A 24,808-nucleotide genomic window follows, 5' to 3' on the forward strand; every position below is an offset into this window, starting at 1 on the left:
ATCCATGCGGAGCGGACGCACCCCGGCCGGCGGGCGTCAGTCCTCGAGTTCCGCCTCGGCGACCTCGACCGGATCGCCCTCGATCCGCTCGTGCTCCACGACGATCCGCTCGACCGGTCCGACCACCGTCGCCTCGTACTCGACGGCGCCGACGCACTCCATACAGAGGCCGCTCCCGTCGCTCTCGACGCCGATCCGGAGCCGCAGTTCGTCGCCGGCGACCGCCCGTTCGGCTACCTCGGCCTCGTAACACGGCGTCGGCGACCCGATCGTTCCCCGGATCGCCGCCCCCTCGTCGGTGGGTTCGATCGTCGCCTCGTCCACTCCGTCGTTGCCGGTGGCCTCGCCGGTCGCGTTTCCGCCCTCCCCGCGTCCACCGCCCGCACAGTCGGTTCCTACGGTCTCGATCGTCACGTCCGTGGCATCCCCCGGGTCGTCCTCCCCGTCCTCGGAGACGCCCCCGCTCTCGGTATCGTTTTCGTCGCCCCCGTCGGTGTCGGTTTCGGTGTCCGTTCCGTCGTCGGTTTCGTTCCCGTCGCGTCCTCCAGTTTCGTTTTCATCGTTCTCGACGTCCCCGTCGTCTTCGTCGCTCTCGTTGCTGTCACTACCGTTGTCGTCAGTGTCGTTACCGCCGGTGTCGTTGAGATCGCTCCCATCGTCGGTCCCGGTGTCGTTGCCGGTATCGTTGGCCGGATCGTCGGTCCCGTTCGTGTCGGTTCCGGCGTCCTCGTCGGTGTCGGTTTCGTCCTCCGTTCCGTCGCCGCCGTCCTCCGGACTCGTATCGCTCTCGTCGTCTCCGTCGGTGTCGTTTCCGTCGCCTCCGGCGTCTCCGCTGCCCCCGTCGTCGAGACAGCCGGCGATCGTTCCGGCGGCTGCGACCGTACAGAGCGCCCCGAGGAAGGGTCGTCGGTGCATACGTTCCGGTAGACCGTCCCCTTCAAACAGCGTTTCGGTAGCTGAAATCAGCGTTGTAGCTACGCCGATGGCGCTTCCGGGCCCCGGCTGGCGTCCCCCGTTTCGAAAGGGCTTTATTGGGGACCCGACTATCCCGAGTCGAGTCCTGGTAGGGTAGTGGACTATCCTCTTGGCTTGCGGAGCCAGGGACCGGAGTTCAAATCTCCGTCAGGACGTTCACTTCGTTCACGACCTGACGTGCCCAACGCTCGCTTTGCTCGCGTTGGACTCCGTCAGGACGCGTTTCCGAATACAACAACGACGAGCCAAGCAAGCGGCTGGTGTCGACGAACTCCAGTGGTATTTCGGTTGCCGGTTCGATAGCTTTGAAGCCGTCACTCGTGACGGTGAAAGGAAAAAGACCGCCCGCGGTGGGGGGTGACGCGAGGGCGGACGGTCGGTCGAATGGTCCGGCACACGGTGGTGGGGGAAGTGTGCCGCAGTTGCGTGTAAACAACGGAGATATATATACACCAGGGTTGCACATCACGGCAGGGTATGTCGAACGGTAAGCGCGAGAGGCGAGACACCGGTTGGGAACGGCCGGGGACCACCGAAACGCGCGGGTCGCCAGGGCGGCGCGGTCGGGGGAGAAAGAGTATTACGCCCGGCGTGGTTCGACCGAGAAACGTGTATGCACCGGGATAGCGGTGAGCGAGAGCGGACGGGCGGGGAGAGTTCGGTCGATCCGGTCGGCGAGGCGTTCCGCGAGCGGTTCGGCGCGGAGCCGACCGAGCGGGCGCGTGCGCCCGGCCGGGTGAACCTCGTCGGCGGCCACACCGACTACAACGACGGCCTCGTCCTGCCCGTGGCGATCGACCGGGAGACCGTCGTCGCCGCCCGAGCCCGCTCGGACGGGGTGATCCGGGCCCGCTCGTTGGCGTTCGAGGAGACGATCACCGAGCCCGTCGGCACCACCCCCGAGGGCTGGGGCGCGTACGTCCTCGGTACCGCGTCGGTTCTCGCCGACGAGGTCGGGGAGTCCGTCGGCGCGGACCTCGCCGTCGGCGGCGACGTGACCATGGGCGCGGGGCTGTCCTCGTCGGCCGCCCTCGAGGTCGCCGTCTGTGGCGCCATAGACGCGGCCCACGACCTCGGGCTCAACCGGGAGACGATCGCGGACGTCTGCTGGCGCGCGGAAAACGAGGCGGTCGGAATGGCCTGTGGGATCATGGACCAGTTTACGGCGGCGACCGCCCGGCCCGACCGCGCGCTCCGGATCGACTGCCGGGATCGCTCGGTCGAGCACGTCCCCTTCGAACTCGACGCCGAGCTGGTGGTGGTCGATACCAACGTCAAACACGAACTGATCGACAGCGGGTTCAACGACCGGGTCCGGGAGTGCCACGAGGCGACCGCCCGGCTCGACGGCGCGATGGGCAAACGCGTTCGGGCGCTCAGAGACGTTACCCCCGAGGAGGTCGAGGCCCACGCGGACGCCCTCGGCTCCCCCCACACCGCCCGGGCCCGCCACGTCACGAGCGAGATCAGGCGCGTCGAGGCCGCAACGGAGGCCCTGTCGGCCGACGACGCCGCGAGCCTCGGCTCGCTGATGACCCAGTCCCACCACAGCCTCCGGGACGACTACGAGGTCAGCTGCGAGGAACTCGACGCCGCCGTCTCCGCGCTGACCGACCGGCCCGCCGTCTACGGCGCCCGGATGGTCGGCGGAGGCTGGGGCGGCAGCGTCGTCTCGTTGGTCGAGCCCGGAGAGCCACCGGCAGTCGCGGAGGCGGTCCGGGAGCGCTACGAGGAGGCGACCGGCGTCGCGTGCGACATTTACACGTTCGACGCCGGCCGCGGGCTCACCGTCGAGTGACGGACCGACCCGCCCGGATCGGCCGCGCCGACCCGGTCGCTGGCACGGGCTCGTGGGGGGAACTGTTTCGGGGACGAGCCCCGTTCGGCCCGTAGAGAACGGAAACAAACTTCACTGGCCGGCGACGAAGGGGAGACATGAAGGCCGTCGTCCTCGCGGGCGGGTACGCGACCCGGCTCTGGCCGATCACGAAGGATCGACCCAAGATGTTCCTCCCGATCGGCGACTCGACGGTCATCGACCGGATCTTCGCCGACCTGGAGGACGACGACCGGATCACCGAGGTGTTCGTCTCCACGAACGAGTACTTCGAGGACGAGTTCCGCGAGTACCTCGCCGATCGGGACTTCGAGAAGCCGACGCTCTCGATCGAGGACACCACCGGCGAGGACGAGAAGTTCGGCGTCGTCGGCGCCTTGGCCCAGCTCGTCGAGCGAGAAGGCGTCGACGACGACCTCCTGATCGTTGCCGGCGACAACCTGCTCGGGTTCGATCTCGGGGAGTTCACCGACTTCTTCGAGGAGCGCGGCGAGCCCTGTCTGGTCGGCTACGACGTCGGTTCCCTCGAGCGGGCGACGGCGTACGCACCCCTCGAGCTCGACGGGACCGAGGTGGTGGATCTCCAGGAGAAACCCGACGAGCCCGAGAGCTCGCTCGTCTCGATCGCCTGCTACGCGCTCCCCGCGGCAGAACTTCCCTCCCTCGAGACCTACCTCGCGGGCGACAACAACCCCGACGAACCCGGCTGGTTCATGCAGTGGCTCGTCGCGAACCGGACGGTCCACGCCTTCACGTTCGACGGCAAGTGGTTCGACATCGGCGAGCCCGAGGCCTACCTCGAGGCCGTCGCCTGGGAGCTCGACGGCGAGAACCTCGTCGCCGAGGACGCCGACCTGCGGGACGCGGAGCTCTCGGGCAACGTCCACGTCATGGCGGGTGCGACCGTCGAGAACTCGACGGTCGAGAATTCGCTGGTGTTCCCGGGAGCGACGATCAGGGACGCCGCTCTCGAGGGGAGCATCGTCGACGAGCAAGCCGTCGTCGAGGAGTTGCCGCTGTCGGGGGCAGTCGTCGGCGCCCACTCGCGGCTCCAGCCCGACGGCTGGTCGAAGCGAGACGGGTGAGAGGAGTAAGCCCCCTTCTGTTCGGCCCGGCATTCGGCTGAGCAGTCACGCCGGCCGCGTTCGCGGCGGGTCCGGGCTACCTCGACGTGACCTTGCACCGGCGAGGGTTCGCCGTTCCATCGGTCCTCGGCCGTCTGCGATTCTCGCGGCAAAGCCGCTCCGAATCGCCCGTTCGGCGGCTTGTGCCGCCTCACGTCCCGCGGTTCCGCGTCGCGGAACCGCGCTCCCTCCGCGGGTCAACTCCCCTTCCTTGCGGTCGGGTTCGCGCGCATCATCGGTCGGGCCGAGACGTGTCGTTTCTGTTCCAGAGCCAGCGGTCTCCCGCTCCGGACTTGCGTCCGGTCGCCCGCCCGGCGGTGGGGGGACTTTCCTCGCGAGCGTTGCGCGTCTCGGGGAGACGGGCAACGTGGGCGTGGGGCGACTCGGAGAGTCGGTCCACAATGGTGGCCCCGCCGTCGCCGGCGGAGCCATCGCGGCAGTCGGGCTCTCTCTCCCGGTTCCCGTAGGGGCGAACCGGGGTTAAATCCCTCGATGGGGCCGCCGCGAATGGAAGCGCTTTAGGACGCTCACGTGTACCACTGTCTGTATGTCCCAGCCACAGGGCGTCGAACTCTCCTACGAGGACGGTGCGCGCGCGGTGGAACTCGCGCGCGAGGCCGTCGAATCGTACGTGCGCCACGGACAGCGAGAACACCCCGGCAGCATGCGCGACGCGTTCTACGAGCGCACCGGCGCGTTCGTCCGCCTCGAGTCCACCCGCGGACGGGGGAGCCTCCGGGGCTGTGCCGGGGGCTACCGCTCGGGCGACCAGCTCGGCCACGTCATCGTGGATTCGGCGATCGAGGCCGCGAGCGACGACTCCTGTGGCTCCGAAGTGACCCCCTCGGAGCTGTCGAACCTCACCGTCTCGGTCTGTGCGGTCGGCGACGTGATCCTGACCGACGACCCGCTGGCCGACCTCGAGCTCGGGGTCCACGGCGTCGCCGTCGACGGCAGCGGGCAGAGCGGCTGGCTCTACCCCACCGTCCCCGTCGAGAACGCCTGGAGCGAGCGCGAGTACCTCGATCGGGTCTGCCGGAAGGCGGGGATCCCGCCGACGGCCTGGCAGGAAGAAGACAGCGTCGTCACCCTCTTCGAAGGGCTGGTCTTTCGCGAACGAGAGGCCGACGGCAGCGTTGAGCAGCTTACCGCGTAAACTACCCCACCCTACTCCCTCGGCGCTTCGCGCCTCGGTCCTTGAGGGTGGGGCTTTGATGTGGACTCCCGGCAATCAGTCGCCAGCAATAGGCCGGTGACTCTCGCCGTTCAACGTCCCACCAGTTATACGCAGGTCTACTTCTGCGTCTCCGCTCCCCGACGTGGGCGAGGACCGGAGTCTGTGTGTCCGCTTTCGAGCATATCGGAGCCCGATGTTCTTCGCACCGTTGTAGTCCGCGTTGACCTCATAGCCGCACTTCTGGCACTCGAAGTGTTCACCGTGGCGGTTATCCTCATGCGTGAACCCACAGTCCATTCGAGAACAGCGTTGGGACGTGTGGTTCGGCGCAACCTGCTCTACGGAGACGCCGCGTTCTGGTGCTTTGTAGGAGACGTACTCGAACAGGCGCCGGAACGCCCAGATGTGGTGCCACTTCGCCTGTGGAAGCCGCTCGCGGATGTCCGTCAAGTCCTCGAACACGATTACGTTGCAGTCGTGTTCGACAGCTTCCGAGACAAGCTCGGTGGCGACTGTGTGGATGTACTGCGTTCGCCACGCTTCTTCGCGTTTCCCGAGGCGAAGCAGAGCGTTGTGCGCGGCCTGTGTGCCGCGCTGTTGCATCTCGCCACGTCGCTTCTCGAATTCGCGGCACCAGTGGTCGTACTTATCTCCTTGCCAGAACGTGCCGGTCGAAGCGACCGCAAGGCTGTTGACGCCGAGGTCGATACCGAGGACCGTCTGGTGCTCGGTATCTGCCGAAACCTCGACATCGTTGCCGCCCGATTCGTAGCGTCGCGTCGAGAGGTGCAGGTAGAACTCGTCGGTTACCGAGTCGTACCGAAGCGTACTCTCGCAGAACTCGTAGCCCTCGGAGAGAACGTACCGCTCGTAGGGCGTCGGGCTGTCTGCCGGGAGAACGAACGACGGTTCGACCCGGCCCTCAACAGTTGCCAGCGACACCTTGTTGCGGGAGAACGTCGCGCTTCGCGTGTCGTAGTCCATCGTCTCGGCGGTGAACGTCGGACAAGAGATGCGTTGGCCCTTCTTCCACCGTTCGACAACGCCGTTGATGGCTTCGACGCCGCGACGAATGGCGGCTTGGACGAGTTGTGCCTGTAGGTCCGTCTCCTCACGGAGGTCGGCGTAGAGCGCGTCGCGGACCTGCCGTTTGTTGGTCTTGCACTCGGTGTAGGAGGTGTCGGACCAACAGTAGTCGGCGGTTCAGTTCGCGCAGTACAGGTATTGCTCGGCGGTTCGGTGGAGCGCGTCGCGTTGCTCGTCGGAAACGGCGAGTTTCACGACGGCGGTTCGACGCACCTCCATACTTCAGGGAGAAGCCGACGGTACTTATACAGTCGGGAGTCGATCGGTCGCGGTATGCCGGTTGCGTCATACCGTGTCGGTTTCCTCTCGGGCCTACTCGCTCCCTTCGCTACACTCCGGTCGCTCCTCGAGGCCGGAGGCTCCACCTTGAATTACGCTGAAGCCGACCGCCTCCGCGTCGGCGAGACAGCGGTCGGTCGCCGCCGCCAGACTCTCCTCGCGAACCACCTCGCCGTCGCGGATCAACGGCTCGAGCAGGGCCTCTCCTTCATCCCCTTCGTCCCCGTCGGGCTCCCCGCAGTCCGCGAGGGCGACGCCGTGACCCCCCTCGGGCGTCCGGTAGACCTCCTTGACCCCCGAGAGCTTCCCGCGCTTCGAGACCGGGTCGCCGTCGAGCGCGACGATGTCGAGCGCGAAGTCGACCGGGTCGGCGTCGGTGATCGCGCCGCCGACGCCGAAGCCGTCGGCGACGTCGCGCAACTCCCGGAGATCCCCGGGCCCGAGCCCGCCCGAGAGGAAGATCTCGACGTCCTCGTGGCCCCGGGCGTCGAGTTCCCACCGGATCTCGCGGGCGATGTGTCGGAAGTCCCCACGACGGGAGCCCGTCGTGTCCAGGCGGACGCCGGCGAGATCCTCGACGGTCTCGGCCGCGAGCAGGCTCTCGCTTTTCTCGTCCCAGAAGGTGTCGGTCAGCGCGACTCGGGGGACGTCCTCGGCGACGGCCTCGTCGAACGCCGCCCAGGCGTCGGCCTGGTTGCCCTCGCCGAAACAGAACATGAGCGCGTGGGGCATCGTGCCGCTGGCCTCCCGCCCCAGGACCTCGCCGGCGGCGACGTGGGAAAAGCCGTCGAGACCCGCCAGCAGGGCGGCGCGTTCGACGACCGAGGCGATGCTGGGGTGGACGTGGCGGGCGCCAAAGGAGAGCACCCGGGAGTCGGGCGCGGCCCGGCGGACCTCGAGGGCGGCGGTCGCAAAGGCGCTCGCCTGCGACAGCAGTCCCAGGAGGGCGGTCTCGAGTTCGGCAAAGGCGAGGTAGTCGCCCTCGATCCGGGCGACGGGGCCGCCGTCGAACAGTTGGCCGTCGGGGAGTGCGTCGACGTCGACCGACCGACCCGAGAGGAGGGTCGCGACGTCGGCGATGCCCGTGAGGACCTCGAACTCGCCGGTCGGGAACTGGTCTGCGGTGACCTCGGCGACGACGTGGGGGTTCTTCCCGGCGTGCGCCAGGGTCTCGCGGGTGCGGTCGAAGTAGGCGTCGGTTGCACGCCCTTCGAGGATCGCCTCCGGCGGGACGGTTCCGAACGGGTTCGTCATACCCCCGAGTTTCCGACCGGGGGCGAAAAAGCTACCCGTTAGCCCGGTTCGGCCCGCGCCGCGGTCGGTCCCGCCTGCGGAGCCAGTTCCGTCGCTCCGGGCGGGGCAGTTGGTCCGGGCAGGGACGCCGCTCGCTCCGCACCCGTCGGCCGGATCCCCTGGAGAGCATCGGCGGTCGGCCCGCCGACGACCGTCACCCGGTCGCCCGCGACGGTCAGCCGGTAGGCGCCGGAAAACGGGCGGTTCTCCGGGATCCGATAGGTCTCCCCGGAGGCCCCGATCCGCTCGGCGCCGCGTTCCTCGAGCAGGTCGCGGTAGGCGTCGGCGAACTCGGCGGCGTCCCGGTCGCTCTCCCAGGCGAGTTCCCAGACGTGGCCGGTCCGATTTCCCGGACCGCGGTAGGCGAGGAACGTGTCGCCGGCCCAGCCGTCGGTCGCCGGGTGGGAGTAGTTATACTGCCCAAGGTCGCCCGCGCCCTCGTCGATCGGGCGGGAGACGACGCCGTTTTCGAACAGCGTCGCGAACAGGGTCGCCTCGCCGACGGTCTCCGTCCGGAGGTCCGCGCTCGCGTTTCCGTCCCCGTCCTCCTCGGTGAACGGCTCCCAGCCGTCGTCCGAACGGTCCTCGATCGAGACGTTTTCGGGGCGGTCATTGGGATACCGCTCGGGATGGATCAGTTGTTCGGTGCTCGCCGGCCGCTCCTCAAACGCCCGGCCGACGGCCTCCCACCCCCCCGTCTCCCGGAGGGACGCGACGAACGACGGCCCCGCGGCGTAGGGCGCGTAGATCGAGAGGAAGAGGCCGACGTCGAACGGCCGCTCGCGGAGTTCGGCCCGCTCCTCCCCGTCCTGGGGGAGACACTCCCACTCCCCGCAACGGTCGTCGTAGAGCGCCGGCACGTACCCGGCCTCGCCCTCGATCAGCCCGGTCTCGGCCCGCCGTTCGTCGATCGTCTCCCCCTCGCGACCGAGACCGAACCGCTGGTCCTGGAGGGCGTGGACGAGTTCGTGGACCAGCGTCGCGCGGTTCAGCCGCAACGAGTCCGGCTCCTCGACGACGAGGACGATCCGGCCGTCCGAGTAGTAGCCGACCACCGCGTCGCCGTACACCCCGGCGAGCGCATCGTCGATGTCGGTCTCGCCGACGACGAACGCGCCGCGCCACACCTCGTTGACGAACGGTCCCGCCTCCCCCTCGCGGCTCGACTCCGCGCGATAGCGCTCGCGACTTACGACCTCGAGGGCGACGTCCTCCTCGAACCGGAGCCCCCGGATCTCCTCGATCCGGGCCATCGAGCGGTATTTCAGGGCTTCGAGGTCGGCCGGCGAGAGCTCGTCGGCGTCGATCTCGAGGGGTTCCTCGGCCGTGTAGCCCGCGACCTCCCCGAGCGGACGGTCGTCGTCGAGGTCGCCCGCCTCGACCCGGAGTCGCTCCTCGGCCGGGGAGACCGCCGGCGCCACGGCCGTCAGCGCGAGGAGGGCGGCGACGAGGAGGAAACCGAGGGCGGTAAGGCGTCGCACGGCGGGAGCGAGGGCCCGTGTCGAAAAAGCGTTTCCGGCCCGCGACCGCCGGGAGAAGAAGGCGGCTACTGCCGCCGAACGAACAGGGCGGCGGCGACCGCGAGAACGACGAGGACGAGTCCGACCCCGGCGAAGGCGGCCGTGGAATCGATCGCCCCGTCGCTCTCGGTCTCGCCAGCCGCCTCGGCATCAGCGTCGTCGGATACGTTCTCGTCGCCGGTCGCGTTGCCAGTCTCGGAATCGTTCGCGACGCTCCCGGAGCCGTTCGTGCTTTCGTCGTCGACGTCCTCGCTCTCCTCGTTGCCGTTGCCGTTTCCACCCTCGTCGCTGGCCTCGTCATCCGCGCCGTCGTCGTCGGCGTCAGCGTCGGCGGTCCCTTCGTCGTCGGTGTCGTTCTCGCCGCCAGCGTCGGCATCGTCCGGTTCCTCGTTCTCGCCGTCGGCGTCCGTCGCCGCGTCGGCGACGTCATGGATCTCGCCGAGTTCCTCGACGGAGGGCGCGGTGACGATCCACAGCCGGTCGTCCTCCTGCTCGAGGGTGACCGCGCCGCCGAACTCGCTTTCGGCACCGAACTCGTAGGTTCGGTTCGCGTCCTCGACGGCCTCGCCGCCCCGGATCTCTATCAGTTGCTCGTAGGCGTCGGCGAACTCGGCGGCCTCCTCGCCGTCCTCCCAGGCGAGCTTCCAGACGGTTCCCGTCTCCTCGCCGTCGCCGTAGGCGTAGAGCCGGTCGCCGACCCAGCCGTCGGTCTCGGGGTGATTGTACTCGAGTGGGTCCGTCCGGTTGGCCTCGCCGCCCTCCATGTTCAGGAACTCCTCGGGCGGGATGATCGGCGAGCCGTCGTAGGCCGGATCCATCAACATCGCCGAGAGCCCCGCCTGGCCGATCACGTCGTAGTCGGGGCCCTGTGGGCGCTCGATACGCTCCCAGTCGTCGCCGCTCTCGTCGGCGACGGTCACGTCCTCGGGGGTGAACTCGCCGTAGCTCTCGGGATCGATCGTGTGGACCGACGTCGAGGGCATCTCCTCGTAGACGCCGTTGACGGCGTCCCAGCCGCCCTCGTCGTAGACGTGCTCGACGAACGACGGGCCGTCGCTGTAGGGCTGGTAGCCCATGAAGTACAGCCCCCAGCTCGGGGGTTCGCCCGCGGCCGCACCCTGGGCGGTCGCGTTCTCGCTCAGGCAGGGCTCGGCCCACCGCCCGGCCTCACACCGCTCCGAGTACTGGTACTCGATCCGCTGGGCGTCGCCCTCGATCATCCCGAGCACGCCGTTGTCGACGTCGGTCGTCGGCCGCTCGTAGCTATCGAGGTCGAACTGCTGGTCCTGGAGGGCGTGGCCGAGTTCGTGGGCCAGGACCCCCTCGTCGATCTCGACGGACCCGGGGTCCTCGCTGACGACCACGATCCGCTCCTCGACGAAGTCGTAGTAGCCCGCGACGACGGCCGCCCGCTCCTCCTCGCGGACGTCGATCGAGTCGGTCTCGTTGCCGACCAGCAACATCGTCTCGAGCATCGCGTTGTCGAAGGCGCGTTCGTCCTCGGTGACGTTGGCGAAGGCGTTCTCGGACTCGAACTCCTCGCGGGAGACGACGTCGATCTCGGGGAGTTCCTCGAAGGTCAGACACCGCAGCGCCTCGAACCGGGCGGCCGCCCGCGCCGAGAGCGCGTCGAGTTCGGTCTCGTTCAGCCCGTCCTCGCGCTCGATGTCGAGGGGCTCGTCGTACCAGTAGCCCCCGACCCAGCCGACGGTGTCGTTGCCCTCGGCGGGATCGGCGTAGTCAGCCGGCATCTCGGCGGCACAGTCGGCGACGAGTTCGTCGGTCTCGTTTTCGGCCTCTTCCTGGGCGGTGACGGCCGTTCCGGCCGCGGCGACGCCGGCGCCGACGACGGCCGCCAGGAGGAGGGCGACGACGAGGCGGGTCGAACGGGCTGACATGTGTGGGTTGTGCGCATTCGGAAGGTTGGCGCCTTAAGCGTATCCCTCGCGCGACGGCAGACCTATTTTCCTCGCGGCCCACGCCTCGTCCATGGAGGGGACGCTCGATCCCGACCGGACGGCGGTCGTCGTCGTGGACATGCAAAACGGCTTCGCCCACCCCGAGGGCTCGCTGTACGCCCCCGGCAGCGAGCGCGTCGTCGGGCCGATCGCCGACCTCGTCGCCCGCGCCCGCGAGGCCGGCGCCCGGATCGTCTACACCCGCGACGTCCACCCGCCCGAACAGTTCGAGGGCACCCACTCCTACGACGAGTTCGACCGCTGGGGCGAACACGTCCTCGAGGGCTCCTGGGACGCCGAACTCCTCGCCGAACTCGACGTCCGCGACGACGACCTCGTCGTCGAGAAACACACCTACGACGCCTTCTACGACACCGAGCTCGAGGGCTGGCTCGACGCGCGAGGGATCCGGAACCTCGTGATCTGTGGTACCCTCGCGAACGTCTGCGTGCTCCACACCGCCGGGAGCGCGGGGCTTCGGGACTTCCGGACCGTCCTCGTCTCCGACTGCATCGGCGCGATCGAAGACGAGCACAGGGAGTACGCCCTGGAGCACGCCGCGTGGCTGTTCGGCGAGGTCTCCGACAGCGAGGAGGTCGGGTTCGCGCGATGAGCGACGACCCCGAGTACGACGTCGATTTCCGGGACCACCCAGACCGATACGAGATCGGCCGCGGCGAGGAAGGCATCTTCAATCGTCCCGGAAGATCCGGTAGGCGCCCTGTGCGATCGCCACCGGCTCCCGATCGCCGTCGGGCGTCTCGCTCTCGACGATGATCTCGCTGACGCCGATGGTCGAGCCCGCCCGGACGACTTCGGCGGTCGCCTGCAGGTCTCCCGTCGCCGGCCGGAGGTAGTTGACGTTCAGGGTGATCGTCGCGATGGCCCCCGAGAGGGGGTCGTCGAGTTCGGTCCGGAGCGCCAGCCCCCCCGTCGTGTCGACGAGGGTGGCGGCGACGCCGCCGTGAATGTCGGGCGTGCGCTCCCCGTCGGTTCCGGGCCGGCCGTTCGTGAGCTTGTCGTCGTAGGGGATCGACATGACCATGCCGCCGCGCTCGACGGCCTCGACGCCCGCGCCGAGCCAGGAGAGGAACTCGTGGTGGTCGTCGATGTAGCTCTGGAGGACGGCGGCGAGCGAGTCGAAGTCGCGGTCGTCGGTCATGTCCCCTCGATCGGTCGCCGACGGTTTGGCTCCGGCGGTTTTCCGGCCCGGCCCGTTTACCGGCGTTTCTCGCGCTCGAGCGTAACCTCGACTCGCTCGCCGGCCTCGAGGGAGTGGCCGGGGGAGACGACCGTCACGCCCGGCTCGAGGCCACAGGAAAGCGAGAGGCCGGTCGCAGGGTCGCCGTTGGCCCTGACCCCGAGATCGTCCCAGGCGACGGTTCGGCCGTCGGCGACGCCGACACGCTCGCCGCCGAAGGAGACGGGTCCCTGGGGTCCGCCGAGGAGACCGCCGGCCGCGTAGTGAGGGAGCCCGCCATCGAGCACCCCGCCGCCGTCGGCCCCGATGCCGGCGAGTGTTCCCGAACCCGACCCGCGGAGGACGGCGTACGTTTCGCCCACTGCGGCGACTCTCCCCGTCCCGTCCCAGGGAACCGGGCGGAGGTCGGCGCCGACGGTCACGGGAAGCGAGCCCGACGCCCGACGGTGGTCGGCCTCGAGCGGGCGAAAGCCGACGTGGAGGTGGGCGCCGACCCAGGGGTCGAAAAACCCCGTCCGGACCAGGGTGCCAAGCGAGTCGCCGATCCCGACCTCGTCGCCGGGTTCGACGGACGGGTCGACGTGGAGGATCCTAGCTGCGAGTCCCCTCGCCGAGTCGGGTGCCGTACACGAAATGACGATCAGGTAGTCCCGGTCGATCCCCACCGGCCCCGCGGGTGCCCGAACGGTCTCGATCGAGAGCACTCGCCCTGCGACCGGCGACGGTGCCGGCTCGCCGTCGAACCCCTCGCCGGCGCGCCCGCCGGGGTAGAGGTCGATCGCCCGACCCTCGTCGTGGGCGGGGTACGGCGAGTTGAAAAGCGAGAACCGGGCGTAACGCTCGAGCGTCCCCGCACTCAACTCGATCGTCCGATCCCCGCTCATCGGCGCCCCTGGGTGCCGGGAGCGTTTAGGCGCGTCGGTCCCTCCTCCCGGTATGGCACCGCCAGCACCGACGCGCGTCCTCCGCGCGCCCGACGGCTCGGCGAGCGAGGCCGTGCTCTCGCTCGCCGACGAGGGACCCGTCGTCTCGGTCGGCATCCCCCGCCGACAGGTCGCCTTCGGCCGGCGGGACCGCCGACGCGCGGGCTACGACCGGGCCCGGGAGATCGCCGAGAGGCGGGGCTTCGAGCCGGTCGAGCGGGCGGTCGGCGGGCGCGCGGTCGCCTTCGACGGGGCGACGACGGTCGCCTTCGCCCGGGCCGAACCGGTCGGGCGAGAGCGGACGGGGATCGCCGACCGCTACGACCGACTCCTCGGCGACGTCGCCGACGGCCTGGCCGGACTGGGCGTCGCGGTCGAGCGGGGTGAACCGGAGAACTCCTTCTGTCCGGGATCGCACTCGCTGTCGGGCGAGGACGGCAAACTCGCGGGCGTCGCCCAGCGCGTCCGGGCCGACGCCGCGGTCGCCGCGGGCGTCCTCCTGGTCACCGCCGCCGACGACCTCACGGACGCGCTCGCGGCCGTCTACGGCGCCCTCGATGTTCCGTTCGATCCGGAGACCGTCGGCAGTGTCGCCGCGGCCGACGGCCCCCGAGACGCGACGCGGGTCCGGCGCCGGCTCGAGGACGCGCTCACCGGCGATGGCCCGGTCGAAGTGGTCGATACTGCCGGCGATGGAGCCGGAGACGGGTGAGCGAGGGGGCTGGAGACTGCCGGCGTGGCCCTTAGGTAGCGTCGGCCCCTCCGTTCAGGTATGAGAGTCCCACGAACGCTGCGGTCGGTCGACCACGAGACCGCGATCGCCCGGACGGTGACGGCCGACGGCGAAAGCGAGATCACGGTCGACTTCGGGGCGGGGGCCGGCGACCTCGAGGTCGACGTCGTCGGCGGGACCGTCATCGCGACGACCGACGGCGACCAGTTCGAGTTCGACCTCCCCGAGGGCGCCGAGGGCGTGACCGCCAACAACGGCGTGCTCACGATCCGGGGCCCCGCCGACGGGAACTGACCTCGGGATGGGCAACCCTTTCTCTCAGGGTCCCCCTCCGGGAGGTATGGACGAACCGAGCCGACGGCACGAGCCGACCCCCTCGAGCCCGGCGACCGGGCGGGCAGGGGGCAAGCGATGACCGGCGACTCCCCGACCGAAGGGCTCGGCCCGGAGGTCTGGCCGACGTTTCTCGCCGACGCGGCCGATATCGCGGCGGAGTACCGCGAGGCCGGCTGGGAGGTCGTCGAGTGTGATCCCGGCGACGTGACGGCGGTCGCCTCGACCGACCACGACCGCTTCGGGTTCAGCGTGTTGGTCGCCGACGACGAGTACGAGGCCATCGAGGAGCTCTTCGACCGGGCGGAGTTCGACTCCGTCGAGGTCTTCAGCCACGCCGTCGAGGGAGTCGTGTTCGTCCTCGCCGTCGAGCGCGACGAGGAGCGCGAGGTCGCGGTGACGGTGCCGATCTTCTACCGGCGCGCCGGGAGCCAGGACCTATTCGAGGTCGCCGAGGACCGGGGGGAGCTTCCGATCCACCTCCGAACGCCGTCAGGCGACCGGTGGCTCACCTTCTCCCACGCCGAGCCATCGTTGTTCGCGGGCGACGCCGAAAGCGGAGAGAGCGGCGGGTAGCGGGCTCTTACTCGCCTTCCTCGCGGAGTTGCTCGCTGGCCGCCCGGACCTCTCGCATCACCGCCGAGATCCGTTCTTCGGCCTCGAGTTCCTCCTCAACGGAGAGATCCACCCCTTCGACCTCCAGCAGGAACTTCGCGACCTCCGTCGATTCGTACATCACGTCGTCGAGTTCCTCGGCGGTGAAGAAGTCCGACATCGCGCCGTAGAGGAACGTCGCGCCCGACTTTCTGACTTTGTCCTCGAAGGACGAACGGGCCTGGTTGACCGCCTGCGGGGAGTAGGTGTCGGTCATGAACGGGACGAGTTCGGGGAGGTTCTCGCCGATCTTGGTCATCTCGACGCCGGTCTCGGTCCGAAAGTCCGCACAGAGCCGTGCGATCGCCCACTCGCGGGCCGTGATATAAGTCCGGTCCCGGAGGAACTCGTTGACCCGCTCGTAGGCGGCGCCGTCCATCTTCTGGAACTTCGCGTACTTCCGGACGTCCTCGGGGACCTCCTCCTGATCGGGCTCCTCGGGGACCCCCGGCATCGACTCCTCGTCGGCCCGCTCGCCGGCGCCCGAATCCGGGTACTCGCCGTCGGCGGCCTCGTCGTCTCTGTCCTCCCCCATCGGGGGCGACCGCGGCTCCTCCGACATGGACTCCCGTTGCCAACCGTCGGTCAAAAGGGTTGCCGTGGCCGAGTGGTCGATCAGTCCCCGCGCAGGTCGAGGTAGGCTTCCTCCTCCCAAGTCGTCTCGTCGACGACCACCAGTTCCTCGTCGCCGAAAACGTAGAGGTAGTCCTCGACGTACATCGCTCGCAGCGCCGGCCCGTCGGTCTCGACGGTCCGCACCCGCTCGAGGCCGTCCTCGTAGTCGAAGACGTGTCCCCCTTGGCTGCCGGGCAGGAAGAAGATACCGTGGCGCTCGTCGATGAGGAAGGCGGTGTGAGACTCACGGACCGCCGACCACCGGTCGTCGAGGATGCGCTCGTTCTCGATCACCGGGTCGGTCGGATCGCTCGCGTCGAAAACCACGGCCTTCACTGACCCCCCCTCCTCGCCGATCCCGAGCACCCGGTCGTCGCCCAGCGGGTGGAGGTACGTCGAGAAACCCGGCAGCTCGAGCTCGCCTTCCTCGGTCGGGTCGGTCGGCTCCGAAAGGTCGATCACGTGGAACGGATCAACCCGCCGGAACGTGACGAGGTAGGCGGTGTCCCCCTGGTAGCGCGCGGCGAACACCTCCTGGCCCTCGCCCATCCCCCGCTCGGCGCCGACAGGGTCGAGATCGGAGTCGAGCACGACGAGGTCGTTCTCGCTCTCGACCCCCGGTGCGGCGACGGTCGTCGCGATTCGGAGATTGCCGTCGTGTTCGTCCATCGCCCACTGATCGAGCGGCGTCCCGGCGACGCTGCCGGTCGCCGCGACCGACAACGAGTCGGTCGGGAGCTTCACGATCCCCGTCCGCGAGAACGAGCGCTTTCTGTCCTCAACGTAGGTCTCCCAGGCTTCCTCGAGATCGTCGACTGCGGTCCGGCGCTCCCCCCGATCGAGGCCGGTGCGCCACTCGCGCTCGATCGCCGCAATCTCGGCACGGGTCGCGGGTTCCGAGAGGTCGTACTCCTGGAGTTCCTCGAGACGGGCGATCGCGCGGTCGTCGAGGTACTCACGGCCCTCCGAGAGCAGGAACTCGAGGCGCTGGCCGGCGCGGTCTGGCGTGTCGGCGTAGGTCAGGTAGATCGCGGTCCCCGAGACGTAGGTCGCCGTCGCCCGTCCCGAGCCGAGGAAACTGGCGTCGTCCTCGACCTCACCGCTCGCGGGGTCGATCCGCATCGCCGTGTAGACCGTGTCGGCGTCCGACTGGTCGGCGGGATAGCTGACGTCGGTACAGTCGATCGCGGGGCCGTCACCGCCGAGGGGCTCGACCGGGCAGGGGTCGGTCGGGTCGGCCCGCTCGGCGACGACCAGCAGGAGGTCGCCGCCCGCGAGGCGTGCGGCTTCGATCCGACCCTCAAGTCCGCTGCTCCAGGCTGGCTCGGGGGCGGCGGGTTCGCTCACGTCGTATCCCCGGAGCCGGTCGCTCTCGAGAGCGACCAGCGAGTCGTTGGCGAGCAGGAGCTCGCCATCGGCGGGGATTTCGCCGATCGCCTTGGGGTCTGCGGGCTCCGTGGCGTCGAGGACGTGGGTCCCGCCGGTGTCCTGCGAGCGCGAGCCGGCGTAGTAGACCGTCTCGCCGTCGCTCTTGAGGAGGTCGGGCTCGTCGATCCCCTCGACCTGAACGTTCGTCTCCGAGTGGCGCGCGGGTCCATCCTCGCCGGCCGGGGCGGCGTCGCCCCCCTCGGCGACGGTGGCGGATTCCGCGACGCCGGTCTCGGTGGCGCCGTCATCGGCCACGGCGACGTCGGCGGCGCCGGCCTGTCCGACGGGGGCCGACGCCCGGGACTCCTGGAGATAGGTCGCGAACGCCGCCGCGGAGTCGAACCGGTCGATCGCCGGCCCGTCGGCCTCGTCCGTCGCGAGGCCGTCGTCGCGTTCGTCGCGGTCATCGGGATCGTCGGAATCATCGAAGTCCCCGTCTCCGTCGGACTGGTCCGTGCCGGGGGCATCGACGACGCCACCCACCGCGAGGCCGACGGCCGATCCGACGAGCAGGGCGACGACGGCGACGGCCGCCAGCGTTCGTGTAGACGCCATGGCTGAGCCGACGATCCCCGCAGAAAAGGGCGTATCCCAAGCTCAAACGCGGATTTCACCCTCCGTGAACTCCGAACCCGTCGCCCGCAGTTCAACCGTGATTTAAGGCCGCGAGGCCCATACGAGGGGTATGACACGGACCCCGGTCGTCGTGCGGGCAGTGCGGACCCCACAGGGCAAGGAGGACGGCGTCTTCGCGGACGTGCGAAGCGAGGACCTCTCGATCCCGCTGATCGACGAGATACTCGAAGAAACCGGCCTCTCGGGATCGGACGTGGACGACCTGATGTGGGGCTGTGCACAGCAACGCGGCGAACAGGACAACAACCTCGCGCGGGTGATCGCCCTCCTGTCGGAGCTGGGCGAGGAGGTGCCGGCGACGACGATCAACCGCTGGTGTGCCTCCTCGATGCAGGCGATCATTTCGGCGTCGGACGCGATCCGGGCGGGCCAGCGCGACTGTATCGTCGCCGGCGGCGTCGAGAACATGTCCCGGAACCCGATGGGCGAGGGCACGTCCCACCTCCATCCCCAGCTCGCCACCGAGTACAACGTCGGCGAGCTCCAGATGGGGATGACCGCCGAGAAGGTCGCAGAGGAGTACGACGTCTCCCGGGAGCGCCAGGACGAGTACGCCCTCGAGAGCCACCGGCGGGCGGCGGAAGCGACCGACGAGGGCCGCTTCGACGACCAGATCGTCCCGATCGAAACGGACGAGGGCGAGGTCAGCGAGGACGAGGGGATCCGCCGAGACACCGACATGGAGACCCTCGCGGGGCTCCCTACCGTGTTCAAGTCGGAGGGGACGGTCACCCCCGGAAACGCCTCCCAGATCTCCGACGGCGCCGCCGCCCTTCTGGTGACGAGCCGCGAGTTCGCCGACGACCACGACCTCGAAATCATGGCCGAGGTCGGGAGCAACGCGGTCGCGGGCGTCGATCCCACCGTGATGGGGATCGGGCCCGTCCCCGCGACCCGAGCGCTCCTAGAGCGCGTCGATCGGGAGATCGAGGCGTACGACCTCGTCGAACTCAACGAGGCCTTCGCGAGCCAGACGGTGTACGCCCGCGACGAACTCGGCATCGATCCTAAGCGGTTCAACGTCAACGGCGGTGCGATCGCGCTGGGTCATCCCCTGGGTGCCAGCGGCGCGCGACTCCCCGTGGCGTTGCTCCACGAACTCGGGCGACGGGGCGGTGGTCGCGGACTCGCGACGCTCTGTGTCGGCTTCGGCCAGGGCGCCGCAATCGAGTTCACCGTGTCACCTTCTCCGTCCTAAAGGGCGGAGCTTGTCGGTGGACTCCCGTTCTGGCCGAATCTACCCGGCAGGCGAATGCTCGCCATTCACGTTCAGCGTCCCCGACTTCAGGGCGAGGTGACGTGTCGCCCCTCCATGCGGAGACTTTTGCCCCGCACGGAGCATCTTGAACCCGATGTTCTTCGCTGCGTTGTAATCCGCGTTGACCTCGTAACCGCACTTGTAAACTACCCCGCCCTACTCGCACCCTCCCGCCTTGCGGCGGTCGGTCACTCCTTGAGGGCGGGGCTTTACCGCAACGACATTGTACCCCGCAACCCCATGCAAGGGCGCGGCCCGGCTTCCTCTTCCCGTCCACGGGCGGACGGCGGGTCGGAGTTGTTGCTGCGACCCGCCTACCGGATCCGTTCCGTGGATTGTCCCGCCGATTTAATTCCCGGTGTTCTCTCACTCTACCCCAACACTGGGGACGGGGATCGAACCCGTTCGCGGTCGTCGTTCCCGAGTATAGGGTGCGACGGCCACGCCGTCGCACCACGGGAGCCAGTTTACTCGTGGCTCCTACCGACCCCGGCTTGTGCGAGGACGGCAGTATCTCACATAACGGGCGGAGACGGCCTAATCCTTGCGGTTTCGTCCAGCTTCGCAACGCGATTCCTCTCCACCCTACTCGCTCCCGTCGGTCGCTCGTTGAGGAAGGAGGCTCCTCGCTACCGTTTGCTGACACCGGAACTCCGCTTGCGACGGCCGGTTCTCCCGAAGCGTCGTCCCACACTGTGAGCACCGTTGGCTTGTGTAGGCCGGATCGATTTGCGTCGTTGCGATCTCTTCGGCCTCCGCTTTATAGGCGGTATAGTCGTACAGGCGTCGGAACGCCCATGCGTGGAACTTCTTCGCGCCGGGCATTCGGTCCCGAATATCGATCAGGTCCTCGAAGGCGATGTGAGAGCAGCCATGCGCGACGGCTTCTTGAACGATCGCTTTCGAGATTCGATGGAGGGAGTCCTCGACCCACCGCGTTTCGCGGTCGCCCATCTGTTCGATGGTTCGGTGGGCCGATTCGGTACCCGTATGTTGGATGTTGCCACGAATCCGCTCGTACTCCTGGCGACGATGGTTCAGGTAAGCACCGTTCCAGAACATCCCGGTTGACGTGACGGCGATTTGTTCGATACCGAGGTCGACGCCGAGGACTGTGCTGTGCTCGGTGTCGCCTTCGTCCGGTATCTCGGGCTCCACGTCGGCCTTCGTTCCGATGTGGAGATAAAAGGTGTCCGTCTCGTCGCGGTACTGTAACGTCGCTCCTGTAACCTCGTAGTCGTCGTTGCGGAGGTACTTCGTCTGCGGATTCTCGCCCTCCGGCGGCAGGACATACTTGGCTTCGACACGCCCATTAACAGTCGAAAGCGACACGTAGTCCTCGTGGAACGTGGCACTCCGCTTGTCGTAGCGAACCGAGGGCGTCGTGAAGTGCGGTTGTGACGACTTCTTGCCGTTCTTCCATCGAGCGACGACGCCCTTGATGGCTTCGGCGGCCTTGTTCCGTGCCGACTGAACGAGGTTCGCTTGAAGTCTCGTTTCGCCCCGTACAGCCGAATACGTCCGTTCGTGGAGTTTCGTCTTGGAGGTGGGCTTGTAGTCGTCTTGCCATGCGTCGCGAACGATGTAGTTGGCGGCCCACAGATACTCCTCGACGGTTTTGTGGAGGAGAGTCGCGTCGCTGTCGTCTACGTCAAGCTTGGCGACGACGGTGCGACGGGTCTCCACCATACATCATATATGAAACTATACATTTATATTGGTATCGGCTCCGTCGGGGAGCCAGCCGGCTTTCGTCGGCGGCTTTCCAACGTGATTCACGCGATTCCTCCCCGCCACAGACGGTGGGATTTCCTCGCTGACTAAAGATGACCGAGGCGCTCTCCCTCTCGGACTCCAGTCTCCTCGAGTTCGAGGCGACGGTCGAGCGCGTCGTCGGCGACCGGGTCGTCCTCGATCGGACTGCCTTCTACCCCGAGGGCGGCGGCCAGCCCGCGGATCGGGGAACGCTCGCCGCCGATGGCGAGTCCTGGGCCGTCTCCGACGTCCAGAAACGGGATACGATCTACCACCACGTAGACCGGGAGCCACCCGCAGTCGGAACCGTCGTGGAGGGAGCGGTCGATGCCGACCGGCGACGGGCCCACAGCCGGTATCACAGCGCCCAGCACCTCCTCTCCGCGATCGTCCTCGCCGAGTTCGACGCGGCGGCGACCGGAAACCAGCTGTATGCCGACCGGGCCCGCCTCGACTGTGCCTACGATCGCTTTTCCGAAGAAGAACTCGCCGACGTCGAAGCCCGGATGAACGACCTCGTCGAGGACGAACTCGCCGTCCGGTGGTACACGATGGATCGCGAGGACGCCGAAGCAGGCCTGGATCCCGGACGTACCCGCCTCGACCTCCTCCCGGAGTCGATCCGCGAGGTCCGGATCGTCGAGATCGGCGACCCCGAGGCTCCCTTCGACCGGACGGCGTGTGCGGGCACCCACGTCGAGAACACCAGGGATATCGGCCCCGTCACCGTCACGGGCCGGGAGAGCCGGGGCGCCGGCGAGGAGCGACTCCGGTTCGAACTCGAGTAGAGTGCGAACGGTTCTCGGGGACGCCGATGTCATCGGGTAACCCGACTGTCGCCGAAGCGATATATAGGTTCGCGGCCGAATCAGGTAACGTGATACAACCAGAGTTCCGGCAGCCGATTCGAACCGTCTCGACGACCGCCACCGACGAGGAGGGCCACTGAGATGGCCGACACCGTCCTCGTCACGGGCGCGACCGGCAACCAGGGAGGTGCCGTCGTCGAGCACCTGCTCGAGTCGGGCGAACTCGAGGTCCACGGGCTGACCCGGGACGCAGCCGGCGACCGGGCCCAGGAGCTCGCAGAGCAGGGCGTGGAGATGGTCGAGGGCGACCTGGACGACCCCGAAAGTCTCCGAGGACCCGTCGGCGACGCCGACCGGATCTTTGCGGTCACGAACTTCTGGACGGAGGGCTACGAGGGCCAGGTCCAGCAGGGAGAGAACCTCGCCGATGTCGCGAGCGAGGAGGGGGTAGACCAGTTCGTCTTCAGCGGCGTCGGAAGCCACGACGAGGAGACCGGCGTCCCTCACTTCGACTCCGCCTGGGAGATCGAACAGCACGCCCAGGATCTGGACCTCCCCATGACCGTGCTCAAGCCCGTCTTCTTCTTCCAGAACCTCGAGGCGTTCGCCGAGGACATCGTCGAGGACGGCCAGCTCGCCTTGCCCTTGGAGGAGGGCGTCTCCCTCCAGATGGTGGACGTAGACGACGTGGGCCATGCCGCCGCAGTCGCCCTCGAAAATCCCGACGAGCTCGTCGGCGAACGGATCGATCTCGCGGGCGACGAGGCGACGCTGGCGGAGACCGCCGACGTTCTCTCTACGGTGACGGGCCGGGAGGTCGAGGCCGTCCACGTCCCGATCGAGGACGCCTACGACTCCTTCGGCGAGGAGTTCACCGTCATGTGCGAGTGGTTCAACGAGGAGGGCTACAGCGCGGACATCGACGCCATGGAGGACGTCTTCGGCTTCGACTTCGCCGACCTCGAGGAGTACCTCCGCGAGAACGGCTGGGAGGACAAGGAGGGGATGGCCTCGACCCCCGGCTGGGTCAAGGCGCTGTAGGCCGACGGTCGCAACGCGGGACCCTCCACCGTCCGTGGTCGGACAGCCGGCGGCCATCGAGGAGGGATACGGTTATTACGATTCGCCAACAAGTCGGCGCATGGCCGACCTCGCGATCGAGACCGACGCGCTGACGAAACGGTACGGCAACGAGTACGCGGTCCGGGAGCTCGATCTCGAGATCGACCCCGGCACGGTCTACGGCTTTCTGGGTCCAAACGGCGCGGGAAAGACGACGACGATGCGGATGCTGACGACGCTCACGAAACCGACGTCGGGCTCGGCGCGGGTCGCCGGCCACTCGATCGCCGAGCGCGACGCCGTCACCCCCCACATCGGCTACCTCCCCGAGGAGCCCCCGATCTACGACGAACTCACCGGGCGCGAACAGCTCGAGTACGTCGCCGGGCTCCGGGACCTGCCCCGCGAGGAGTCCGGAGCGCGCATCGAACGCCTGCTCGAGCGTTTCGACCTCACGGGCGACGCCGACAAGCGCATCGAGGCCTACTCGAAGGGAATGCGCCAGAAGGTCGGCGTCATCCAGGCGGTACTCCACGAGCCCGCCGTCGCCTTCCTCGACGAGCCCACGAGCGGGCTCGATCCCCGCGCGGCCCGGACGATGCGCGAGACGATCGCCGACCTCGCGGATCGGGAGATGACCATCTTCCTCTCGACGCACATCCTCCCCGTCGTCGACGAACTCGGCGACCGGATCGGCGTCCTCCACGACGGCCGGCTGGTCGCCGAGGGCACTCCCACCGAGCTCAAGCGCCGCGCGGAGACCGGCGAGGAGGGAAGCCTGGAGGATGCCTTCCTCGCGGTCACCGACGAGGGCGAGTACGCCGAACCCGAGGAAGCGGTCTGAGAGCCTTGGTCTGGAACGACCGGCGGGTACCTCGCCCCGGTCGAACTAAGTATGGCTCGAGAATCAGCCGTTGATCGCGGAGGGTGTCATATAACGGGTCACACACTCTGCCCGCTACTACTCAGCATCGCTCAGTAGAGGGAATACTCATATCGGTCAGTACAACGAAATAACTATCAGGATATTGGATTCTTACTAAGTATGGAACGCAGACTACTCAAGACAGCTATTGGGATAGCAATGGTGGGAATAGGGCTGGTGCAGGTGTCTCTCTATGCCGTGCAAAGCGAATGGATACCTACCGGTTTGGGTGTATTCATCTCGCTACTTGGGATTGTGTATCTATGGGCCGAGGTCTACTCAACTGCACAGTAAGCACCTGCAGTGAGCACGGAATTCATCAAATACACCCTGAATAGAACCGCTTGTGAACTGTTCTGTGGCACCCTACTTGACCGCGACCAATCTGTCCTCGACCCCCGCCAGGTCCCGCTCGATCCGCCGGCCGGTCGCCGCGATCGCCGCGAGCAACGGGTGGACGCTCTCGCAGTCGGCGTACAGGTACTCCCCGAGGTCGTCGCCGGCGGGCGACGACCGACAGCCGTCCCCAAGGGTCGCCTGGCGCTCGGCGGCGAGGTCGTCACACCGCTCCTCGAGCCCGCACAGCCGCCGACGAGAGAGTCTGAGCGCGTTGAACTCCATGCGGTCGATCGGCTGGCCGACGATCGCCGCCCGTTCCGCTTCAATCCCCTCGAGGCGCTCGTCGAGGTCGGCGATCGACTCGAGTTCCGAATCGATGATCGAGAGCAGCGTCGTCCGACCACCGATCGCGGCGTCGGCCGCCGTCAGCAGCGACCGCTTTACGTACGGTCGGAGGCGGTCGTGGCGCGCGAGGGCAGCGGCGAGTTCGGGGCTGAGTTCGCCGGCGACGTTCTCCGTGAGGTCCTCGTCGAATCGCTCGCGGTAGTGGGGGACCGCCATCACGGTGTCGGCGTAGGCCTCCCGAACCCGAGCGATCCCGCCGCCGACCTCCCGCGATCGGGCGGGCGCCCCGCCCCGAGAACGGACGACGTCCAGATCCTCGACACGCTCGCGAAACCCGGCGAACGCGGCGCGCTCGTCCGCGAGGTGACGGCGCTCGCGCGTGACGGCCCGCCGGGCGTCCTCGAGGCTCCCCTCGGAGGAACGCTCCACGCCGGCCGGGCCGTCGGAGGGCATACCGACCCCTTCGCCGGCCCCGACTTAAACGTGTCGGGTCGTTAATTATTACCGGCAAAACCCGGAGGAGGCGAAGGGGCGTCTCGCCGG

The 24,808-nt window shown here is 68.2% G+C and carries 21 protein-coding genes, 1 tRNA gene, 1 other RNA gene and 3 pseudogenes; 13 read left to right on the plus strand and 13 right to left on the minus strand.

The features are described 5' to 3' along the window. Positions 1–36 precede the first annotated feature (36 nt). The gene (locus LCF40_RS09545; RefSeq protein WP_224828285.1) at positions 37–915 is read right to left on the minus strand and encodes a hypothetical protein; all 879 of its coding nucleotides are present in this window, start codon (positions 913–915) and stop codon (positions 37–39) included. A gap of 142 nt (positions 916–1,057) precedes the next feature. On the opposite strand from LCF40_RS09545, the gene LCF40_RS09550 reads away from it, so the two are divergent. The 3 genes from LCF40_RS09550 to LCF40_RS09560 all read left to right on the plus strand — a co-directional run bounded on the left by LCF40_RS09550 (position 1,058) and on the right by LCF40_RS09560 (position 3,897). Beyond that, positions 1,058–1,130 (plus strand) — tRNA-Arg (locus LCF40_RS09550). A gap of 458 nt (positions 1,131–1,588) precedes the next feature. Further along, on the plus strand, positions 1,589–2,773 hold the full coding sequence (gene galK / locus LCF40_RS09555; protein ID WP_224828286.1) for a galactokinase: 1,185 nt from the start codon (positions 1,589–1,591) through the stop codon (positions 2,771–2,773). Positions 2,774–2,910: 137 nt separating this feature from the next. Beyond that, positions 2,911–3,897 (plus strand): nucleotidyltransferase family protein, encoded by a 987-nt coding sequence (locus tag LCF40_RS09560; RefSeq protein ID WP_224828287.1) that lies wholly within the window; start codon positions 2,911–2,913, stop codon positions 3,895–3,897. Here LCF40_RS09560 and rnpB read toward each other — a convergent pair. Further along, an RNA gene (rnpB, locus tag LCF40_RS09565) (RNase P RNA component) lies at positions 3,896–4,288 on the minus strand. The two genes, LCF40_RS09560 and rnpB, sit on opposite strands and share 2 nt — an antisense overlap. A gap of 195 nt (positions 4,289–4,483) precedes the next feature. Between rnpB and LCF40_RS09570 the strand changes: the two genes are divergently transcribed. Further along, on the plus strand, positions 4,484–5,092 hold the full coding sequence (locus LCF40_RS09570) for a TIGR00296 family protein (protein WP_224828288.1): 609 nt from the start codon (positions 4,484–4,486) through the stop codon (positions 5,090–5,092). 75 nt (positions 5,093–5,167) lie between these two features. On the opposite strand, the pseudogene LCF40_RS09575 reads toward LCF40_RS09570, so the two are convergent. From LCF40_RS09575 to LCF40_RS09590, 4 genes and pseudogenes are all read right to left on the minus strand, one after another. Then, a pseudogene (locus LCF40_RS09575) lies at positions 5,168–6,418 on the minus strand (RNA-guided endonuclease InsQ/TnpB family protein). 93 nt (positions 6,419–6,511) lie between these two features. Further along, positions 6,512–7,732 (minus strand): nicotinate phosphoribosyltransferase, encoded by a 1,221-nt coding sequence (locus LCF40_RS09580; protein ID WP_224828289.1) that lies wholly within the window; start codon positions 7,730–7,732, stop codon positions 6,512–6,514. Positions 7,733–7,770: 38 nt separating this feature from the next. After that, positions 7,771–9,252 carry an Hvo_1808 family surface protein gene (locus LCF40_RS09585; protein ID WP_224828290.1) on the minus strand — a complete coding sequence of 494 codons (1,482 nt, stop codon included), beginning with the start codon at positions 9,250–9,252 and terminating at the stop codon, positions 7,771–7,773. A 65-nt stretch (positions 9,253–9,317) separates the two neighbouring features. Continuing rightward, positions 9,318–11,189, minus strand: a complete 1,872-nt coding sequence (locus LCF40_RS09590; protein ID WP_224828291.1) for an Hvo_1808 family surface protein — start codon at positions 11,187–11,189, stop codon at positions 9,318–9,320. Between the two features lie 91 nt (positions 11,190–11,280). Here LCF40_RS09590 and LCF40_RS09595 point away from each other — a divergent pair, with 91 nt between their 5' ends. Next, a complete protein-coding gene (locus tag LCF40_RS09595) occupies positions 11,281–11,862 on the plus strand; it encodes a cysteine hydrolase family protein (RefSeq protein WP_224828292.1) in 582 nt (193 codons plus the stop codon). Continuing rightward, positions 11,859–11,942, plus strand: a pseudogene (locus tag LCF40_RS09600) (DUF4385 domain-containing protein); the annotation flags it as partial. The gene LCF40_RS09595 and the pseudogene LCF40_RS09600, both read left to right, overlap by 4 nt. On the opposite strand, the gene LCF40_RS09605 reads toward LCF40_RS09600, so the two are convergent. Together LCF40_RS09605 and LCF40_RS09610 are read right to left on the minus strand one after the other, a co-directional pair. Beyond that, complete coding sequence (locus LCF40_RS09605; RefSeq protein WP_224828293.1) at positions 11,941–12,411, minus strand: PaaI family thioesterase; 471 nt, start codon at positions 12,409–12,411, stop codon at positions 11,941–11,943. The pseudogene LCF40_RS09600 and the gene LCF40_RS09605 sit on opposite strands and share 2 nt — an antisense overlap. Before the next feature lie 56 nt (positions 12,412–12,467). After that, positions 12,468–13,334 carry a DUF8155 domain-containing protein gene (locus LCF40_RS09610; protein ID WP_224828294.1) on the minus strand — a complete coding sequence of 289 codons (867 nt, stop codon included), beginning with the start codon at positions 13,332–13,334 and terminating at the stop codon, positions 12,468–12,470. Between the two features lie 52 nt (positions 13,335–13,386). Here LCF40_RS09610 and LCF40_RS09615 point away from each other — a divergent pair, with 52 nt between their 5' ends. The 3 genes from LCF40_RS09615 to LCF40_RS09625 all read left to right on the plus strand — a co-directional run bounded on the left by LCF40_RS09615 (position 13,387) and on the right by LCF40_RS09625 (position 15,015). Continuing rightward, positions 13,387–14,085, plus strand: coding sequence for a lipoyl protein ligase domain-containing protein (locus LCF40_RS09615; RefSeq protein ID WP_224828295.1), 699 nt, complete (start codon positions 13,387–13,389; stop codon positions 14,083–14,085). Positions 14,086–14,145: 60 nt separating this feature from the next. Continuing rightward, on the plus strand, positions 14,146–14,400 hold the full coding sequence (locus tag LCF40_RS09620; RefSeq protein ID WP_114575952.1) for a DUF7127 family protein: 255 nt from the start codon (positions 14,146–14,148) through the stop codon (positions 14,398–14,400). Between the two features lie 117 nt (positions 14,401–14,517). Beyond that, a complete protein-coding gene (locus LCF40_RS09625) occupies positions 14,518–15,015 on the plus strand; it encodes a DUF7529 family protein (RefSeq protein ID WP_224828296.1) in 498 nt (165 codons plus the stop codon). Positions 15,016–15,022: 7 nt separating this feature from the next. Here LCF40_RS09625 and LCF40_RS09630 read toward each other — a convergent pair whose 3' ends face one another. Both LCF40_RS09630 and LCF40_RS09635 read right to left on the minus strand, forming a co-directional pair. Continuing rightward, complete coding sequence (locus LCF40_RS09630; protein ID WP_380682643.1) at positions 15,023–15,628, minus strand: DUF5806 family protein; 606 nt, start codon at positions 15,626–15,628, stop codon at positions 15,023–15,025. Positions 15,629–15,708: 80 nt separating this feature from the next. After that, the gene (locus LCF40_RS09635) at positions 15,709–17,691 is read right to left on the minus strand and encodes a beta-propeller domain-containing protein (RefSeq protein ID WP_224828298.1); all 1,983 of its coding nucleotides are present in this window, start codon (positions 17,689–17,691) and stop codon (positions 15,709–15,711) included. Between the two features lie 130 nt (positions 17,692–17,821). Between LCF40_RS09635 and LCF40_RS09640 the strand changes: the two genes are divergently transcribed. Continuing rightward, entirely contained in the window at positions 17,822–18,970 is a 1,149-nt protein-coding gene (locus LCF40_RS09640; RefSeq protein ID WP_224828299.1) for a thiolase family protein, read from the plus strand. A 39-nt stretch (positions 18,971–19,009) separates the two neighbouring features. On the opposite strand, the pseudogene LCF40_RS09645 reads toward LCF40_RS09640, so the two are convergent. Then, positions 19,010–19,171 (minus strand): annotated as a pseudogene (locus LCF40_RS09645) (RNA-guided endonuclease TnpB family protein); the annotation flags it as partial. Between the two features lie 444 nt (positions 19,172–19,615). Next, on the minus strand, positions 19,616–20,719 hold the full coding sequence (locus LCF40_RS09650) for an RNA-guided endonuclease InsQ/TnpB family protein (protein WP_224828300.1): 1,104 nt from the start codon (positions 20,717–20,719) through the stop codon (positions 19,616–19,618). Between the two features lie 137 nt (positions 20,720–20,856). Here LCF40_RS09650 and LCF40_RS09655 point away from each other — a divergent pair, with 137 nt between their 5' ends. From LCF40_RS09655 to LCF40_RS09665, 3 genes are all read left to right on the plus strand, one after another. Further along, the gene (locus LCF40_RS09655) at positions 20,857–21,573 is read left to right on the plus strand and encodes an alanyl-tRNA editing protein (RefSeq protein ID WP_224828301.1); all 717 of its coding nucleotides are present in this window, start codon (positions 20,857–20,859) and stop codon (positions 21,571–21,573) included. Between the two features lie 162 nt (positions 21,574–21,735). Then, positions 21,736–22,635, plus strand: a complete 900-nt coding sequence (locus LCF40_RS09660; RefSeq protein ID WP_224828302.1) for an NmrA/HSCARG family protein — start codon at positions 21,736–21,738, stop codon at positions 22,633–22,635. 100 nt (positions 22,636–22,735) lie between these two features. Beyond that, positions 22,736–23,500, plus strand: a complete 765-nt coding sequence (locus LCF40_RS09665; protein WP_114575946.1) for an ABC transporter ATP-binding protein — start codon at positions 22,736–22,738, stop codon at positions 23,498–23,500. Positions 23,501–23,947: 447 nt separating this feature from the next. On the opposite strand, the gene LCF40_RS09670 is transcribed toward LCF40_RS09665, so the two are convergent. After that, on the minus strand, positions 23,948–24,718 hold the full coding sequence (locus LCF40_RS09670) for a DUF7260 family protein (RefSeq protein WP_114575944.1): 771 nt from the start codon (positions 24,716–24,718) through the stop codon (positions 23,948–23,950). Positions 24,719–24,808: the final 90 nt, after the last annotated feature.

It is taken from the genome of Saliphagus infecundisoli (genome assembly GCF_020177375.1).
Taxonomy (GTDB): domain Archaea; phylum Halobacteriota; class Halobacteria; order Halobacteriales; family Natrialbaceae; genus Saliphagus; species Saliphagus infecundisoli.

Excerpts from the sequence above, each read along its gene's own strand:
- LCF40_RS09605 (WP_224828293.1), bottom strand. The coding sequence starts at position 12,411 with ATGACCGACGACCGCGACTTCGACTCGCTCGCCGCCGTCCTCCAGAGC.
- LCF40_RS09625 (WP_224828296.1), top strand. The coding sequence starts at position 14,518 with ATGACCGGCGACTCCCCGACCGAAGGGCTCGGCCCGGAGGTCTGGCCG.
- LCF40_RS09660 (WP_224828302.1), top strand. The coding sequence starts at position 21,736 with ATGGCCGACACCGTCCTCGTCACGGGCGCGACCGGCAACCAGGGAGGT.
- galK (WP_224828286.1), top strand. The coding sequence starts at position 1,589 with ATGCACCGGGATAGCGGTGAGCGAGAGCGGACGGGCGGGGAGAGTTCG.
- LCF40_RS09580 (WP_224828289.1), bottom strand. The coding sequence starts at position 7,732 with ATGACGAACCCGTTCGGAACCGTCCCGCCGGAGGCGATCCTCGAAGGG.
- LCF40_RS09560 (WP_224828287.1), top strand. The coding sequence starts at position 2,911 with ATGAAGGCCGTCGTCCTCGCGGGCGGGTACGCGACCCGGCTCTGGCCG.
- LCF40_RS09665 (WP_114575946.1), top strand. The coding sequence starts at position 22,736 with ATGGCCGACCTCGCGATCGAGACCGACGCGCTGACGAAACGGTACGGC.
- LCF40_RS09610 (WP_224828294.1), bottom strand. The coding sequence starts at position 13,334 with ATGAGCGGGGATCGGACGATCGAGTTGAGTGCGGGGACGCTCGAGCGT.
- LCF40_RS09545 (WP_224828285.1), bottom strand. The coding sequence starts at position 915 with ATGCACCGACGACCCTTCCTCGGGGCGCTCTGTACGGTCGCAGCCGCC.
- LCF40_RS09630 (WP_380682643.1), bottom strand. The coding sequence starts at position 15,628 with ATGGGGGAGGACAGAGACGACGAGGCCGCCGACGGCGAGTACCCGGAT.
- LCF40_RS09640 (WP_224828299.1), top strand. The coding sequence starts at position 17,822 with ATGACACGGACCCCGGTCGTCGTGCGGGCAGTGCGGACCCCACAGGGC.
- LCF40_RS09635 (WP_224828298.1), bottom strand. The coding sequence starts at position 17,691 with ATGGCGTCTACACGAACGCTGGCGGCCGTCGCCGTCGTCGCCCTGCTC.
- LCF40_RS09595 (WP_224828292.1), top strand. The coding sequence starts at position 11,281 with ATGGAGGGGACGCTCGATCCCGACCGGACGGCGGTCGTCGTCGTGGAC.
- LCF40_RS09615 (WP_224828295.1), top strand. The coding sequence starts at position 13,387 with ATGGCACCGCCAGCACCGACGCGCGTCCTCCGCGCGCCCGACGGCTCG.
- LCF40_RS09590 (WP_224828291.1), bottom strand. The coding sequence starts at position 11,189 with ATGTCAGCCCGTTCGACCCGCCTCGTCGTCGCCCTCCTCCTGGCGGCC.
- LCF40_RS09655 (WP_224828301.1), top strand. The coding sequence starts at position 20,857 with ATGACCGAGGCGCTCTCCCTCTCGGACTCCAGTCTCCTCGAGTTCGAG.
- LCF40_RS09670 (WP_114575944.1), bottom strand. The coding sequence starts at position 24,718 with ATGCCCTCCGACGGCCCGGCCGGCGTGGAGCGTTCCTCCGAGGGGAGC.
- LCF40_RS09650 (WP_224828300.1), bottom strand. The coding sequence starts at position 20,719 with ATGGTGGAGACCCGTCGCACCGTCGTCGCCAAGCTTGACGTAGACGAC.
- LCF40_RS09570 (WP_224828288.1), top strand. The coding sequence starts at position 4,484 with ATGTCCCAGCCACAGGGCGTCGAACTCTCCTACGAGGACGGTGCGCGC.
- LCF40_RS09620 (WP_114575952.1), top strand. The coding sequence starts at position 14,146 with ATGAGAGTCCCACGAACGCTGCGGTCGGTCGACCACGAGACCGCGATC.